General features: G+C 67.4%; 9 protein-coding genes, 1 tRNA gene and 2 pseudogenes. 6 read left to right on the top strand and 6 right to left on the bottom strand.

Going from position 1 to position 15,879, the window contains the following annotated elements; all coding sequences use genetic code 11:
* Positions 1-4: 4 nt before the first annotated feature.
* On the bottom strand, positions 5-2,653 hold the full coding sequence (gene mprF / locus PSm6_RS03430; protein WP_265169538.1) for a bifunctional lysylphosphatidylglycerol flippase/synthetase MprF: 2,649 nt from the start codon (positions 2,651-2,653) through the stop codon (positions 5-7).
* Positions 2,654-2,824: 171 nt separating this feature from the next.
* A tRNA-Met gene (locus tag PSm6_RS03425) sits at positions 2,825-2,901 on the bottom strand.
* A gap of 432 nt (positions 2,902-3,333) precedes the next feature.
* Here PSm6_RS03425 and PSm6_RS03420 point away from each other — a divergent pair.
* Positions 3,334-3,819 (top strand): hypothetical protein, encoded by a 486-nt coding sequence (locus PSm6_RS03420; RefSeq protein WP_043243139.1) that lies wholly within the window; start codon positions 3,334-3,336, stop codon positions 3,817-3,819.
* 109 nt (positions 3,820-3,928) lie between these two features.
* Entirely contained in the window at positions 3,929-4,984 is a 1,056-nt protein-coding gene (gene dinB / locus PSm6_RS03415) for a DNA polymerase IV (protein ID WP_265169536.1), read from the top strand.
* Between the two features lie 3 nt (positions 4,985-4,987).
* Here the strand turns inward: dinB and PSm6_RS03410 are convergent, their stop codons facing one another.
* The 4 genes and pseudogenes from PSm6_RS03410 to PSm6_RS03395 all read right to left on the bottom strand — a co-directional run bounded on the left by PSm6_RS03410 (position 4,988) and on the right by PSm6_RS03395 (position 9,669).
* Complete coding sequence (locus tag PSm6_RS03410) at positions 4,988-5,392, bottom strand: META domain-containing protein (RefSeq protein WP_021221475.1); 405 nt, start codon at positions 5,390-5,392, stop codon at positions 4,988-4,990.
* Positions 5,389-5,826, bottom strand: a complete 438-nt coding sequence (locus PSm6_RS03405) for a hypothetical protein (RefSeq protein WP_021221474.1) — start codon at positions 5,824-5,826, stop codon at positions 5,389-5,391. Before PSm6_RS03405 ends, PSm6_RS03410 begins: the two co-directional genes overlap by 4 nt.
* Before the next feature lie 35 nt (positions 5,827-5,861).
* Positions 5,862-6,844, bottom strand: a pseudogene (locus PSm6_RS03400) (2-hydroxyacid dehydrogenase).
* A gap of 65 nt (positions 6,845-6,909) precedes the next feature.
* Positions 6,910-9,669: an ATP-binding protein gene (locus PSm6_RS03395; protein WP_021221472.1), complete on the bottom strand. Its 2,760-nt coding sequence runs from the start codon at positions 9,667-9,669 to the stop codon at positions 6,910-6,912.
* Positions 9,670-9,810: 141 nt separating this feature from the next.
* Here PSm6_RS03395 and PSm6_RS03390 point away from each other — a divergent pair, with 141 nt between their 5' ends.
* The 4 genes and pseudogenes from PSm6_RS03390 to PSm6_RS03375 all read left to right on the top strand — a co-directional run bounded on the left by PSm6_RS03390 (position 9,811) and on the right by PSm6_RS03375 (position 15,879).
* Positions 9,811-10,521, top strand: a complete 711-nt coding sequence (locus PSm6_RS03390) for a response regulator transcription factor (RefSeq protein WP_265169535.1) — start codon at positions 9,811-9,813, stop codon at positions 10,519-10,521.
* Complete coding sequence (locus PSm6_RS03385; RefSeq protein WP_265169534.1) at positions 10,521-11,855, top strand: sensor histidine kinase; 1,335 nt, start codon at positions 10,521-10,523, stop codon at positions 11,853-11,855. The genes PSm6_RS03390 and PSm6_RS03385 overlap by 1 nt, the downstream gene beginning before the upstream one ends.
* A 163-nt stretch (positions 11,856-12,018) precedes the next feature.
* Positions 12,019-14,273, top strand: a pseudogene (locus PSm6_RS03380) (TonB-dependent siderophore receptor).
* Positions 14,274-14,355: 82 nt separating this feature from the next.
* Positions 14,356-15,879, top strand: a complete 1,524-nt coding sequence (locus PSm6_RS03375; RefSeq protein ID WP_169708470.1) for a class I SAM-dependent methyltransferase — start codon at positions 14,356-14,358, stop codon at positions 15,877-15,879.

Genomic DNA, 15,879 nt, shown 5'->3' with positions numbered 1-15,879 from the left:
TCCCTCAGCGTTTGACCAGTCCGGTGAAGCCGCCGGCGATAAGCGCGGCGGTATCGGCCAGCGCCACTAGCGGGTCGAGGCCGGCGGGCACGGCCATGTAGCGCGGCTCCCACTCGGGCTGGAACTTGTCCTTGAAGCGGCGCAGGCCCTGGAAGTTGTAGAACTGCTCGCCACGGCGGAACACCAGGGCGCCCAGGCGCTGGGTCAGCGGTGCGCCACGGCGCGGCTGCAGGCCGGCCAGGGGCACCATGCCCAGACTGAAGCGTTCATGCCCGCGCTCCTTGAAGTGCAGCAGCAGGTTGAGCATGAGGAATTCCATGGTCAGCTTGGGCGCTTCGGGGTGCACGCGCATCAGGTCCAGGCTGGCCAGGTCGCTGCTGCTGGTCTCCAGCAGGTTGGCGAAGGCCATGGCCTTGCCTTCGAAGGAAACCACCGCAATGCGGAAGTGCTTGAGGTACTCCGGGTCGAAGCGGCCCAGGGAGAAGCCCTTCTCGCGCACCTGCTTGCCCTGCATCCAGGCTTCGGAGATGGCTTGCAGCGTCTCCAGGGGCGCCAGCCCGGCGTCGAATATCTCCATCGACAGGCCGTCACGCTGGCCCCGGCTGAGGGTGTAGCGCAGATCCTTCATGGCCTTGTTCTTGGCTTCCAGGTCGAAGCGGCGCAGGTCGACCCGCGCCTCTTCGCCGAGCTTCAGGGCGCTGAGGCCGATATCCATGTAGTAGGGCAGGTTCTCCGCACGCACCTGGTAGAACACCGGGCGCGCGTGGTGCACGTCGCAGAGGTCGCGGAACTGCCAGATCAGCTCGGCGCGGTGGTTGGCCTTGCCGATGGGGTCGAACAGCGCCACCAGGCTGCGGCCGCGACGGGCGAACATCAGGAAGGCGTCTTCCTCGGGGTGGAACAGCAGCGCCTTGTCGCCGGTCAGCACCAGGCCGCCGTCGGGCTGGCCGGATGCCTTGACGATCTCGCTGGCCTTGAGCAGTTCTTCCTCGGTGGGCTCGTGGATCACCAGGGGGATCGGTCGCAGCAGCCAGATAAGTGCCAGGCCGGCCAGCAACAGGCCGCTGCCCAGGGTCGCGCGCAGGGTGCGCGGGGCGTCGGCGTCCACGGCGAACTGCCAGAACAACTCATGGCTGTAGGGCACGTCCTGGTAGGCGAAGAACATCAGCCACAGAGACGCCGCCAGCACGCAGGCGCTGGCGCCCAGGTTGACCGGCGAGAAGGGCATCTCCAGCAGGCGGCTGGGGCGGTAGAAGGCGCTGCGGAACATCGCCAGGAGGATGGCGGTGAGCACCAGCAGGCTGGCCTCTTCCCAATCGAAGCCCTTGAGCATCGACAGGCCGGCACCGGCCAGCAGCAGGATCACCGTCAGCGCCCAGGCTGCCGACAGGCGCCGACGCAGGCCGTGGGCCAGGAGCAGGCAAAGCACGCCCACCAGGCTGGCGGCCAGGTGCGAGGCGTCGATCAGGCGATGGGGGATCAGGAAGCTCAGGTGCTCCAGGCGGGTGTCGATGGCCGGGGTGGCGCCGGAGAACAGCAGCACCACGCCGGAGAGAAACACCATCAGCGACAGCACCGGCGCAGCCAGGCCGGAGGCGGCGCGTACCGCCTGGCGCCCGGCGGGCAGGAAGCGCTGTGCCTCGTTGGCCAGCAGCAGCAGGCAGGCGAGGATCAGCGGCAGGCCCACATAGATGAGGCGGTAGAGCAGCAGCGCGGCGGCCAGGGGCGCGGCACCGAGCTGGCCGGCAAAGGCCGCCAGCAAGACGGCCTCGAACACACCGACGCCGCCCGGTACGTGGCTGAGCACGCCGGCAGCCAGGGCCAGCAGGTAGACCAGCAGGAAGGCACCCAGGGGCGGCGCTTCCGGCAGCAGCACATAAAGCACGGCGGCGGCAGCGCAGACATCGACCAGGGTGATCAGCAGTTGCAGCGCGGACAGTTGCAGGCCCGGTAGGCGCAGGGTGCGATGGCCGATGCGGATGTTCACGCAACCCGGGGTCGGCGCCACCGGCTCACGCAGGCGCGACAGCCAGAGCACGGCGATGACGGTGGCCGCGATCACCGCGCTGGCGATGATCGCCACCAGGGTGGTGGAAATGCGCAGGGCCTGGGCGGCGGCCGGCAGGTCGCTCAGCGCGGCCACGGCGGCCAGGGGCGGCAGGGCGCTGCCCAGGGCCAGGCTGGCGAACAGGGTGATGCGGGCGATATCCCCAGTGCCGACGTTGTCGCGGCTGTAGAGGCGGTAGCGCACCGAGCCGCCGGTGATCACCGACAGGCCGATGGCGTTGCCGATGCCGGTGGCGCAGAAGCTGCCCAGGGCCATGCGTGGGAAAGGCAGCTTGACCCCGGCGAAGCGGCAGCCGGACCACTCGTAGCCCATCAGCGCGACGAAGCCGATCGCGGTGGCGCCGATGGCCATCAGCAGGCTGGTGCCGGGAACGTCCCGCACCGCCGTACGCAGCGCATCGGGGTCGAGCTCGCGCAGCAGGTGCCAGCAGGCGACCAGGCCGATGGTGAATAGCAGAAGGGTAAAGGCCAGCCCGATGGGCTGTCGGTAGGCGCTTATGCGGTCGAGCCAGCGCAGTTGCGCAGGTTCGTCCTGCAGGGTGGGATCTTCGGGGAGCGGGTTTTCAGCGGTGGAGTTGGCGCGCATCGAGCACCTCATGCAATGTGCGCCACAGGATGTGGGCAGCGCGGGCAAGTTCCAAGCCCCGTCATGCAATATTTTCCATGGCTCATGGCCTGACCGAGGGAGGAGCGGCTATAGCCTAAGAAAAGACGCCCAAACGAAAAAGGCCACTCTTTCGAGTGGCCTTTCCGTATTTGGTTGCGGGAGCTGGATTTGAACCAACGACCTTCGGGTTATGAGCCCGACGAGCTACCAGACTGCTCCATCCCGCGTCTGTGGGTCGGCATTCTAGCGATTTAATTCACCCTGTCAACGCCTGACTCAGAAAAAAATGTTTTTTCTTCAGATGCTTAGCGTGGACCGCGCGGTCAGGTACCCGTGCAGCCTTAGTGGCGTGCAGTTTTACAGGGCTTTTACAGGGGGATTACAGGTAAAGGAGAGCAGTTGGGGGAAACCTCGGGGCCGGAACGGGGAACCAGCCCCGAGGGCGACAGGAATTCCTTTTCCTGGTCGCCGGTCGAGAGTACCGGGCGGTGCCTGTAGGAAACTTCCAGCCACCGGTAGGCTCAGGCTGATTCCGGTTCGAGGGCGTTGTAGCGGGCAGGGCGCTGGCGATACTGCCCCGGCTTTCGGAGCGCACCCTTCGGCGCGCCGGCCTTCTACCTGCCGCCCTGTTTCGCCGGGCGCTTAGTTGTGGAGTTCCCATGACCCTCGATTCCCTTCGCCGCCTCGTCCTCGAGCCGGCCCTGTCCCTGCTGCCCGATGAGATGAATAGCCCCGAGGCGCAGTTGATGCTGCTCGCCATCGCCTTGCAGGAAAGCGACTTGGACAAGCGCCCCCTGGCCGAAGGTGGGCCCCACAGTTATTGGCAGTCAGGCTCGCCCGACGAGATGGTGCATTTCGTTCTGCGTTGCCCGGTCACCCGCGACCTGGCCGTGGCGGTGTGCGATGCCCGCCAGGTGCCGCCGGTGGATGAGCGGGTGCGCGCCGCGCTGGAGCATGACGACGTGCTCGCCGCAGCCTTCGCTCGCCTGCTGTTGTGGACCGACCCGGCGCGCCTGCCTGCGATCGATGAGGTGGACGCCGCCCATGACCTCTATATGAGGACCTGGCGCACGCCCGACCCCCGCCCGGAGCTTTGGTGTGAGCACCACGCCCGGGCCCTGAAGTCCTGGCTGTCCGCCCCCTGAAACCCGCCGGACAAATCAGCTAGAATTTGCCGCCTCCCGTTCGCGGAGGCCCCCGGCGGCATTCGCCCGCCCGAGCGTGCTTCCTTCGCTCCATCGGTATCAGGCGTTCATGAGTCAAAGGAAGATCATCCACATAGATTGCGACTGCTTCTATGCAGCCATCGAGATGCGTGACGACCCGTCGTTGGCTGGCCGGCCCCTGGCGGTCGGCGGCTCGGCGGATCGGCGCGGGGTGATCGCTACCTGCAACTACGAGGCGCGCGCCTATGGCGTGCGTTCGGCCATGTCGTCGCATCACGCTCTGAAGCTGTGCCCGGACTTGCTGATCGTGCGCCCGCGCTTCGACGCCTACCGTGAGGCCTCACGGGAGATCCACGCCATCCTTCGTGATTTCACCGAGATCATCGAGCCGTTGTCCCTCGATGAGGCTTACCTCGACGTTTCCGAGAGCCCGCACTTCAGTGGCAGCGCCACACGCATCGCCCAGGAGATCCGCAAGCGGGTCTGGCAGGAGCTGCGCATCACCGTCTCGGCCGGGGTAGCGCCGAACAAGTTCCTGGCCAAGATCGCCAGCGACTGGCGTAAACCCAATGGGTTGTTCGTGATCACGCCCGACCAGGTGGACGACTTCGTCGCCGAGCTGCCGGTGAGCAAGCTGCATGGGGTGGGCAAGGTCACGGCGGACAAGCTCGGCCGCCTCGGCGTCATCAACTGTGTGGACCTGCGCGAATGGAGCCGCGTGGCCCTGGCCCGCGAGTTCGGCAGTTTCGGCGAGCGCCTGTACGGCCTGGCGCGGGGCATCGACGAGCGCGCGGTGCAGGTGGACAGCCGCCGCCAGTCATTGAGCGTGGAGAACACCTTCGATCAGGACCTGCCCGACCTGGGCGCGTGCCTGGAGCGCCTGCCGGAGCTCTACGAGGAGTTGCAGCGGCGCCTGCAGCGGCTGGATTCCAGCTACAAGCCGGGCAAGCCGTTCGTGAAGCTGAAGTTCCACGACTTCTCCCAGACCACCCTGGAGCAGGCGGGCGCGGGGCGTGACCTGGACAGCTACAAGTTGCTGCTGGGGGCGGCCTTCGCCCGGGGCGATAAGCCGGTGCGGCTGATCGGCGTCGGCGTGCGCCTGCAGGACCTGCAAGGCGTCGCCGAGCAACTCAATCTCTTCTGAAATTCAGCGTTCCGGCCACAGACGCAGCGGCTTGCCTTCGGCGGGCCACAAGCGCAGCTGTTCGATCGCCGAGAAGTCCCAGCGCTGCACGCCCGGCAGGGCGTCGAGGAAGCGCTGCTCCTGCTCCATCAGCGCTGGTGCGCACATCTTGCGGGTGCTGCCGACCGGGCCGAAGCTGATCCTGTCGTCCTTCAGCTCGTAGGAGGCGAACCAGTGGTTGCAGCCGCCGTTGCCATAGGCACGGCCGTCGCGGCCCAGGGTGATGGTCAGGTGGCTGTTGTCGATCAGCGGGCGTTCGCCGATCCACTCCACCTGGTAGGTGCGTTCGGTCTCGATGCTCGGGCCATCGCTGGCGCAGCCCGCCAGGGTCGCGGCGGCGAGGCCGAGGATCAGCGCATTGTGGTTCATGGGGTCTCCTTGCGGCATTGCGGGCAGAGGTGCTTGCCGTCCCTGTTCACCCAGCCCAGCTCGGTGATGCGCGCTTCGGCGGCGGGGGCCTGCGCGGCCTTGCCCAGGCTGGAGTCGACGGCGAACTCGAAGTCCAGGCGCTTGGCGCAGGCGTCGCAGTCGACGTGCCAGTTGAGGATGGACAGCTCCTTGAAGACCGGGCCCTTGGCCACGGCCAGCCATTGGCCGGGCGGGTTGATCAGGTGGCGGACCTTCTCCACTTCCAGGCGCATGGCCAGGTCACGGCTGCCCTTGAGGGTGACGACCAGGGTGTCGCCGTTCTGGATCGAGCCACCGGTGCCGGTGACCTGATAGCGGCCCGGCGCGAGCGCGCGGCATTCGCTGAGGGTGTGAGCGGGGTTGAGCAGGTTGTAACGGAAATCGTGTTCGGCCATAGGTCCTCCAGAAGCGCCGCGCATCCTAACACGGCCTAGGTGTCGACCTGGTTGCACGGCCGCCCGGCGGCCCAGGCGGCGATGTTGTCGAGGGTGGTGCGGGCGATGGCCGCCAGCGCCTCGCGGGTGAGGAAGGCCTGGTGCGCGGTGACGATGACGTTGGGAAAGGTCAGCAACCGCGCCAGCACATCATCCTGCAGCGGCAGGTCGGAACGGTCCTCGAAGAACAGGTTCGCTTCCTCTTCATACACATCCAGGCCCAGGTAGCCGAGCTGGCCGCTTTTCAGCGCCTCGATCAACGCCGGGGTCTCCACCAGGGCGCCACGTCCGGTGTTGATCAGCATCGCGCCGGGTTTCATCTGCTGCAGGCTGTCGGCGTTGATCAGGTAGCGGGTGGCGTCGTTGAGGGGCAATGCAGGCTGATGATGTCGCTCTCCGCGAGCAGCTCATCCAGGGGCAGGTAGCGCGCGCCCAGGGCTTCCACCGCCGGGTTGGGGAAGGGGTCGTAGGCCAGCAGCTGGCAGCCGAAGCCGGCCATGATGCGGGCGAAGGTTTCGCCGATCTGCCCGGTGCCGACCACGCCCACGCGCTTGTTCACCAGGTCGAAGCCGGTGAGGCCGTGCAGGCTGAAGTCGCCTTCGCGGGTGCGGTTGTAGGCGCGGTGCAGGCGTCGGTTGAGGGCGAGGATCAGCGCCACCGCATGCTCGGCGACGGCGTGGGGCGAGTAGGCCGGCACCCGCACCACGGTGAGGCCGAGCTCGCGGGCGGCCTTGAGGTCGACATGGTTGTAGCCGGCCGAGCGCAGGGCGATCAGGCGCGTGCCACCGGCCACCAGGTGCTCCAGCACCGGCGCAGATAGGTCGTCGTTGATAAAGGCGCAGACCACGTCGAAGCCGTTGGCCAGGGCCGTGGTGTCCAGGGTCAGCCGGGCTGGCTGGAAGTGCAGTTCGATACCGGCGGCGATGCCGAGGAAGCTGTCGCGGTCGTAGCTCTGGCTGCTGAAAAGAATGGTACGCATCGGCTCTCCTTGCGTTGCCCGGCCGTCTGCGTGGCCAGGCAACATGCGCCTTGCATCAGGTCGGTTCAGGCATTGACCCGGGTTTCCCCGGCCAGGCGGACGATGGCCACGTCCAGGTCGTCCAGGGCCTGGCGGTAGGCCGGGTCGTTCTTCTTCAGCAGGGTTTCGCTGCGCTGGCAGGCCGCGCGCAATTGCGGCACGCCGCAGTAGCGGGTGGCGCCATGCAGGCGGTGCACGCGCTCCAGCAGCGTGGCGTGGTCGTCGCTGTCCAGCGCCTGGCGGATGGCCTGGCGGTCGGCGGCCAGCGAGGCCAGCAGCATCGCCAGCATGTCGGCGGCGAGATCGGCCTTGCCGGCTGCCAGGCGCAGGCCTTCTTCCGGGTCCAGCACGCTGGGCTCATCGTCGTTGGTCGGGTGTTCGGCGCTGCGGTCGGGGGCGGGGCTGTGCAGGCTCAGGCCCGTCCATTTGAGCACCACCTGGGCCAGTTGGCGCTCGCCGATGGGCTTGGTGAGGTAGTCGTCCATGCCGCCCTGTAGCAGGGCGCGTTTCTCGTTGGCCAGGGCGTGGGCGGTGAGGGCGACGATGGGCACCGGGCTCAACTCGCTGCCGGCTTCCAGGCGGCGGATTTCCTCGGTGGCCTGGCGCCCGTCCATGCCGGGCATCTGCACGTCCATGAGAACCAGGTCGAAGTTGTGCTGTTGCGCGGCCTCGACGGCGGCATAACCGCTGTCCACCGCCGTCACCAGTGCGCCCATGTCGCCGAGCAGGGTTTCCACCAGCAGCAGGTTGGCCGGGTTGTCGTCCACGCAGAGGATCTTCGGCGCGCGGGTGCTCTGCGGCTGCGGCGCTTCCAGGCGGGGTTGCTGGCGCGGGCTGACCAGGCCGGTGAGGGCGCGGTGCAGCTTGCGCGTGCAGGCCGGCTTGGCCTGCAGCTGGTTGTGCGAGTCGGGCAGCACCTGGTGATAGAGCGCCTGTTCGGTGGTGGGGCAGAGCACCAGGCTCTTGCAGCCCAGCTGCTCCAGGTCCCAGATGTACTGGCTGAGGCGATCGGGCGGCAGTTCGCGGGCGGTAACGCCCATGACGGCGAAGGCCACGGCCCGGGGGCCGTTGCGCTGGGTTTCCACCGCCTCCAGCAGGGCATCAAGGCTGGGATGGTCCTGCACCTCCAGGCCGCAATCCTCCAGTTGGTGGTGCAGGGCCTGGCGGGCCAGCTCCTGGGGTTCGAACACGGCGGCGTAACGCCCGGCCAGCAGGGCCTTGGGCAGGTCGTCGGCGTCATCGCGGGCCTTGGGCAGGCTGACGCTGATCCAGAACTCCGAGCCTTCGCCCGGGGTGCTCGCCACGCCGATCTCGCCGCCCATCTGCTCGATCAGGCGCTTGGAGATGACCAGCCCCAGCCCGGTGCCGCCCGCCTGGCGCGACAGCGAGTTGTCGGCCTGGCTGAAGGCCTGGAACAGCGCGCGCAGGTCTTCGTCGGAGAGGCCGATGCCGGTGTCCTGCACGCTGATGCGCAGCTGCACCAGGTCGGCATCGCTGTCGTCCTCGAGCATGGCACGCACGGCGATGGTGCCTTCGCGGGTGAACTTGATGGCGTTGCTCACCAGGTTGGTCAGCACCTGTTTGAGGCGCAGCGGGTCGCCCACCAGCTGCAGCGGGGTGTCGCGGTAGACCAGGCTGACCAGCTCCAGGCGCTTCTCGTGGGCGGCGGGGGCGAGGATGGTCAGGGTGTCCTGAATCAGGTCGCGCAGGTTGAAGGGGATGTTCTCCAGCACCAGCTTGCCGGCCTCGATCTTCGAGAAGTCGAGGATCTCGTTGATGATGCCCAGCAGGTTGTCGGCGGATTTCTCGATGGTCGACAGGTAGTCCTGCTGGCGCGGCGACAGCTCGCTCTTCTGCAGCAGGTTGGTGAAGCCGAGGATGCCGTTGAGCGGGGTGCGAATCTCGTGGCTCATATTGGCGAGGAACTCGGACTTGATCCGGCTCGCCTCCAGGGCCTCCTTGCGCGCCAGGTCCAGCTCGATGTTCTGGATCTCGATGGTTTCCAGGTTCTGGCGGACGTCTTCGGTGGCCTGGTCGATGTTGTGCTGCAGTTCTTCCTGGGCGCTTTGCAGGGCCTCGGCCATGCGATTGATGCCGCCGGCCAGCTCGTCCATCTCGTGGTTGCCCAGTTGCGGCAGACGGGTTTCCAGGCGGCCTTCCTTGAGCAGCGCCACGCCTTGCTTGATGCGCCGCAGCGGTTCGTTGATCTGGTGGCTCATGCGCAGGGCGAGCAGGGCCGTGACGGCGAGGCCGGCGGTGATCAGCAGCAGGCTGGCGAACAGGCTGCGATAGCCCTTGAGCAGGGTGCCGTGGTGGGACATCTCCAGCTCCACCCAGCCCAGCAACTGGTCGTTGCCGAGTTTCGCAGTGTCGCCGGAAAGCACCCGGTGGCGCTCGAACACCGGCTGCATGAAGCGCGTGGCGTCGGTGTTGCTGGTCAGGCTGAGGTGGCTGCCGTCGTTGTCCGGGCTGCTGTTGAGCATGCTCGGGCCAGCGTGGGCGAGGCGCGCGCGCTCGAGGCTGAGGAAGCTCACCGCACGCACATCAGGCTGGTCCAGCGCGTGGTCGGCGATGCGCTCCAGCAGCACCGCATCACCCCGCACCAGGGCGGGGGCGGCCAGCGGTGCGAGCTGCTCGGCGATCATCTGCCCGCGTTGCAGCAGTTGCGCCTGCATGTCGGAAAGCTGCGCCCAGATGAAGTAGCCACCCAGCACCATGGCCAGCAGGCTGGTGGGCAGGAGGGTGAGCAGCAGAACGCGGCCCTTGATGCCTAGATCCTTGTACACGCTCATTCCTTGCGAAGGTGAATGCCGGGAGTGTAGCGACTCGGGCGGTCGGAATCCTCTCGCTTATAGATGGGAATCCCGCTTGCAATTTGCCAAAATGCGATTCTATTAACGAATTATTCGCATTTGCTGGTGGTTCCCATGAACGGCAGTACTCCTCAGAGCGCCCGCATCCTCGCCATCGAGGACGATCCCGTACTGGCTGCTCACCTCTGTGATCATCTGGGCCGTCGCGGCTTCGACGTGACCTTGCGGCAGAACGGCGACGAGGGACTGGGCCTGGCCTGCGCCGAGGATTTCGACCTGATCCTCATGGACATCCTGCTGCCCGGCCGCAGTGGCCTGGAAGTGCTCGCCGAGCTGCGCCGTCGCCGTGGCGTGCCGGTGATCCTGATGTCGGCGCTGGGCGCCGAGCAGGATCGCATCGCCGGTTTCAACCAGGGCGCCGACGACTACCTGCCCAAGCCCTTCAGCATGGTGGAGATGCAGGTGCGGGTGGATGCGGTGCTGCGTCGCGTGGCCTATGAGCGCCGCGAACCCGAGCAGCCCAGCGAAGAGCTTGAGCTGAAGTTCGACGAAGCGCGCTCGGACGTCGTCTACAAAGGCCAGTGGGCTGATCTGACGCCTACCGAATTCCGCCTGTTGGTGACCTTCTCGCGGCACATGGAAGAGGCGCTGAGCAAGGCCTTCCTCTATCAGCATGTGCTGCATCGCGCCTATTCGCAGCACGACCGCAGCCTGGACATGCACGTCAGCCACATCCGCCGCAAGCTGGCGCGGCTCGACTATGCCGATTGGCGGCTCGAGACCGTCTGGGGCAAGGGCTATGTGCTGACCAACGGGAAAAGCTGATGCCTGGCCGCCATTCGCTGTTCTGGAAGCTGGCGATCATCCTCGTCGGCTTCTGCCTGGTGATGATCGCCCTGACGCTGTCGTTCGGCCAGATGATCGGCCAGCGCACCTCCTTCCTCTCCGATGATGCCCGCCAGGTGCTGCGGGGCTATGCACAGGAGGCCGAGCTGGCCTGGAAGCAGGGCGGTGCCGCGGGTGTCGACGCCTTCCAGGCAAGCCTGGAGCAGCGCGAAGGCAGCTGGGCGTTGCTGCTCGATGCGCACCTGTTCCCTCTCGGCAGCCGCGCCATCACCGATGACCAGCGCCAGCGCCTGAGTTTCATGCGTCGTCTGGAGTGGCCGATGGGGCGCCAGTCGGCTGAGCCGCGCACCCTGAGCATCCCCTTCGACGAGGGGCGTGCGCAGCTGGTGATGCTGCTGCCCGAGCGCTTCAGCCCCTGGGGGCCGCGCCCGGTGCTGTTCTTCCTTGCGCAGAAGGTGGTCCCCGGTTTGCTAGCGCTGCTGCTGTGCCTGCTGCTCTACCGCCTGCTGATCTCGCCGTTGCGCCATCTGCGCGAACAGGCCAACGCGCTGCGTGGCGACCAGTTGTCCACCCGCGTGGCCCCCAGCGTCAGCCGCCGTCGCGACGAGCTGGGCGAGCTGGCCCGCGCCTTCGACCACATGGCCGGGCGCCTGGAGAACACCGTGTCCTTCCAGCGCCAGCTGCTGCGCGACCTGTCCCACGAACTGCGCACCCCCCTCAGCCGCCTGCGCGTGGCGGGGGAGAGCGAGCTGGACGTGGAAGGCCTGCGCCAACGCCTGGAGCGCGAGGTGCAGTGCATGCAGCAACTGGTGGACGACACCCTGGAACTGGTCTGGCTGGACACCGAGCGCCCACAGCTGCCCCTGGAGGAGATTGAGGTGCGCTCGCTGTGGGGTGTGATCTGCGAGAACGCCTGCTACGAGAGCGGCTGGCCGGCCCGGCAGCTGGTGTGCGACCTGGGGCCGGAGTGCCGGGTGCTGGGCAACCTCAATGGTTTCGCCCAGGCGTTGGAGAACATCCTGCGCAACGCCATCCGCCATTCACCGCCGGGCGGGGTGATCCGCCTCGGTGGGCAACTGCAGGACGGTTACTGGGAGCTGTGGCTGGAGGACCAGGGCGGCGGCGTCGGCGACGGCCAACTGGAAACCATCTTCCGCCCCTTCACGCGGCTCTGCGCGGCGCGCCCGGGCGGCGAGGGATTCGGCCTCGGCCTAGCCATCGCGCGGGGCGCCATGCGCTCCCAAGGCGGCGACCTATGGGCGGAGAATACTGGCGAAGGGCTGCGCCTGAACCTGCGGTTGGCAACTGTATAGATTGTAAATGAGCTTTACTCTCAAATAGGAATAAATACCATTTGCGCCGACCCGCGCGGACTGCGGGGCATGCCGAATGGTTCCAGGCTCCATGGCCCACCCGCCACGAGCCGTTCGTCCCGCCTGCTGTCCTGCGCTCGCCCTTGCAACAGGAGTGCTCGACATGCAACCCCGATTCAAGCTCAACCACCTGACCCTGGCCGTGCTGGCCGCTTCGGCCCCGATGCCGGCGCTGGCCGACACCGTCGAACTGGATAGCGATGAACAGGCTGTGGCGACCAGCGACCAGCCGGTGGAACACGGCCAGGCCCTGGAGCTCGGCGAAACCCACGTGCTGGGTACCGCCGAGGAAGAGCTGAAGCAGGCACCGGGCGTGTCGATCATCACCGCCGAGGACATCAAGAAGCGCCCGCCGGCCAACGACCTGTCCGACATCATCCGTCGCGAGCCGGGGGTCAACCTCACCGGTAACAGCACCAGCGGCAACCGTGGCAACAACCGCCAGATCGACCTGCGCGGCATGGGCCCGGAAAACACCCTGATCCTCATCGATGGCAAGCCTTCGACCTCGCGCAACGCCGTGCGCTACGGCTGGAACGGCGACCGCGACACCCGTGGCGAAACCAACTGGGTGCCGGCCGAAGAGGTGGAACGCATCGAGATCCTCCGGGGCCCGGCGGCGGCTCGCTACGGCTCCGGTGCCATGGGTGGCGTGGTGAACATCATCACCAAGCGCCCGACCGAAGAGCTGCGCGGCTCCATGACCGTCTACACCATCCTCCCCGAGGACGATGCCGAGGGGCCGGCCGCCGCACCAACTTCAACCTCAGCGGCCCGCTGACCGATTCCCTGGCCTTCCGCCTCTACGGCGGTGCCAGCAAGACCGACGCCGACGACGCCGACATCAACGCCAGCCACCAGAGCGACCCCACCTCCCTGGTGGCCGGCCGCGAAGGGGTGCGCAACAAGGACATCAACGGCCTGCTCAGCTGGCAGTTGAACCCGGAACAGACTCTTGACCTGGAGGCCAGCTACAGCCGCCAGGGCAACATCTTCGCCGGCGACACCATGCTCAACAATGGCGCGGCCTTCGTCAGCAGCCTGGTGGGCTCCGAGACCAACGTGATGCAGCGCAGCGCCTACGCGCTGACCCACCGCGGTGACTTCGAGTGGGGCACCTCCGAGGCCAGCCTGGCCTACGACTACACCCGCAACTGGCGCCTCAACGAAGGCCTGGCCGGCAGCTCCGAAGGCGCCCCTTCCGATGGCGCTGGCGCCTTCACCTCCCGGCTGCGCAACACCCGCGCCAGCGGCGAGGTGAACCTGCCCTTGAGCCTTGGTTTCGAGCAGGTGCTGACCCTGGGCGGCGAGTACCTCTACGAGACCCTCAACGACCCGGGCTCCCTGCGCACCCAGAGCTTCGACCCCGGCAGCTCGGGCCTGCCGGCCCTGGCGGGCTTCGCACGGGGCAACACCAAGACCGACGCCCGCAGCTTCGCGCTGTTCGCCGAGGACAACATCGAAGTGGGCAGCCGCACCATCGTCACCCCGGGGCTGCGCTACGACGAGCACGAGGAGTTCGGCGGCAACTGGAGCCCCAGCCTCAACGCCTCCCACAAGCTGACCGACGTGCTGACCCTCAAGGGCGGTATCGCACGGGCCTACAAGACGCCCAACCTCTACCAGTCCAACCCCAACTACCTGCTCTACAGCATGGGTAACGGCTGCAACGCCGGCCAGACCAACACCGGTGGCTGCTACCTGGTGGGCAACCCGGACCTGAAGCCGGAAACCAGCATCAACAAGGAAATCGGCCTCGCCCTGGACATGGGCCAGTGGCGCGCCAGCGCGACCTACTTCCGCAACGACTACAAGAACAAGATCATCGGCAGCAACGACTTCCTCTACCGCCTGAGCAACGGCCGCCGGGTGCAGGAGTGGGAGAACGCCGGCAAGGCGGTGGTCGAGGGCATCGAGGGCAACTTCTTCATCGCCCTGACTCCGAGCCTGGACTGGAACACCAACTTCACCTACATGATCGAGTCCGAGGATCGCGACACCGGCGAGCCGCTGAGCATCATCCCCGAGTACACCCTCAACAGCACCCTGGACTGGTACGCCACCGAGCAGCTGTCCCTGCAGCTCAACGGCACCTACTACGCCAAGCAGGAGGCCCCCGCGCTCAACCAGCGCACCAACCAGGCCTATGCCACCGCCGCGCAGAAGGACGTCGACCCCTACGGCCTGATGGGCGTCAGCGCCGGCTACGAGTTCAGCGAGAACTACAGCGTGCGGGTGGGTATCAACAACCTCTTCGACAAGCGCATCTACCGTGAGGGCAACGCCGCTGACGCCGGTGCCAACACCTACAACGAACCAGGTCGCGCTTATTTCGCATCGGTCACCGCCTCGTTCTGAACCGCGCTCCTTGCCCACCCCGTGGTGGGCGTTCGGCTCTGCCAGGCCTTGCCTGGCAGAGTTTTTTCATCAGGGCTCGAACATGATGTTATGGAACGACGGCTACCTGGCCGACTTCCCCTACCCGCACCAGGTGCACCCGGAGCTGTCCCCCACCTGGCTGGCGGCAGTGCTCACCGCCCTGGGCCAGCGTGCGCCCGAACCGGGCGCGGGTTTCAGCTACTGCGAGCTGGGTTGCGGCCAGGGCCTGAACAGCCTGCTGCTGGCGGCGGCCAACCCCGCCGGGCGCTTCCTGGCGGTGGATTTCAACGCCCGTCACATCGACCACGGGCAACGCCTGGCGCTGGCCGCGGGGCTCGACAACCTGGTCTTCCGCCAGGCTGGCTTCGTCGAGCTGGCGGACGAGGAGGGTGGTGAGGCCTTCGATTTCATCGCCCTGCATGGGGTGTTCTCCTGGGTGTCGCCGGCCAGCCGCGCGGCCATCCTGCGTTTCGTCGAGCGCCGCCTTAAACCGGGTGGCGTGCTCTACCTCGCCTACATGAGCCACCCCGGGCTGTCGGCTTTCGTCAGCGCCCAGCGCTTCATCTGGCAGGCCGCGCAGCGCGCCGAGGGTGACCCGGTACAGCGCCTGCGCATCGCCCTCGACGCCCTGCAACGCTGGCAGGTGGCGGGCGCCGGGTACTTCATCGAGCACCCCGACGTGGCGCGGCGCCTGGCGTCCGGCCGCGGGCAGGACCTGGCCTTCCTCGCCCACGAGCTGCTGTGTGAGCACTGGGCGCCCCTGCATTCGGCCGAGGTGATCGAATCCCTCGCGGCCGTTGGCTGCACCTTCGTCGGCAGCGCCACGCCACTGGAAAACATCGACGAACTCGCCGTGCCCGGCCATTGCCTGCCGCTGCTGGCCGAGCTCGACGATGTGGCGCAGCGGGAGTCGGCACGGGACATGGCCTGCAACCAGTCGCTACGCCGCGACCTCTATGTGCGTACCCCGCGCGCACTGAGCGCGGACGAACACCGCCAGGCGCTGCTGGATGGCTGCTGGGCCGGCATGCCCGATGCGCCGGATCAGGGCGCGCTGCGCTTCGATACCCGTATCGGCCCGGTGGAGGGCGAGGCGACGCTGTTCTCGCCGCTGCTCCAGGCCCTAGCCGAAGGGCCGCAGCGCTTCACCGAACTGGCAAGTCGCCCGGCCCTGGCCAGCCAGCTGTCCGGCCTCAACCCTGCCTTGCAGATGCTCGCCTGGGCCGGCCACGCCCACCCCATGTTGACCGGCGCGGTGGCCGCCGAGCGCTGTCAGGGCCTCAACCGTTTGCTGGCCGAGGGTGCACTGCTTGGCGAGGGCTATGGCCACCTGGCGGCGCCCAGCCTGGGTGCCCCCGTAGCGGCCAGCCCCCTGGAAATGGCCTGCGCCCGGGTGCTGCTGGAGCACCCGCAGTTGCGCGGCAGCCTGTTGCGGGAAACCGCCCTGGCGCTGTTGCGCCGCCACGGCTGGCAGGTGGAAGACGCCGCCGGGCATTGGCAGCGCTTTGAAGCCCGCACGCTGCCAGCCTGGCTGCAACTGGGCGTGGTGGCCGGAGATGCCCGCCCGCCGGAGAACCAACGATGA

Origin of the sequence: Pseudomonas solani (assembly GCF_026072635.1) — a bacterium.
GTDB lineage: Bacteria > Pseudomonadota > Gammaproteobacteria > Pseudomonadales > Pseudomonadaceae > Metapseudomonas > Metapseudomonas solani.
Note: the sequence above shows the minus strand (reverse complement) of the source record. Positions and strands in the feature narration are given on the sequence as shown.

Coding starts and splice junctions, on each gene's coding strand:
- PSm6_RS03375 (WP_169708470.1), top strand. CDS start 14,356: ATGATGTTATGGAACGACGGCTACCTGGCCGACTTCCCCTACCCGCAC.
- PSm6_RS03405 (WP_021221474.1), bottom strand. CDS start 5,826: ATGGCCGAACACGATTTCCGTTACAACCTGCTCAACCCCGCTCACACC.
- PSm6_RS03385 (WP_265169534.1), top strand. CDS start 10,521: ATGCCTGGCCGCCATTCGCTGTTCTGGAAGCTGGCGATCATCCTCGTC.
- PSm6_RS03420 (WP_043243139.1), top strand. CDS start 3,334: ATGACCCTCGATTCCCTTCGCCGCCTCGTCCTCGAGCCGGCCCTGTCC.
- PSm6_RS03390 (WP_265169535.1), top strand. CDS start 9,811: ATGAACGGCAGTACTCCTCAGAGCGCCCGCATCCTCGCCATCGAGGAC.
- PSm6_RS03410 (WP_021221475.1), bottom strand. CDS start 5,392: ATGAACCACAATGCGCTGATCCTCGGCCTCGCCGCCGCGACCCTGGCG.
- dinB (WP_265169536.1), top strand. CDS start 3,929: ATGAGTCAAAGGAAGATCATCCACATAGATTGCGACTGCTTCTATGCA.
- mprF (WP_265169538.1), bottom strand. CDS start 2,653: ATGCGCGCCAACTCCACCGCTGAAAACCCGCTCCCCGAAGATCCCACC.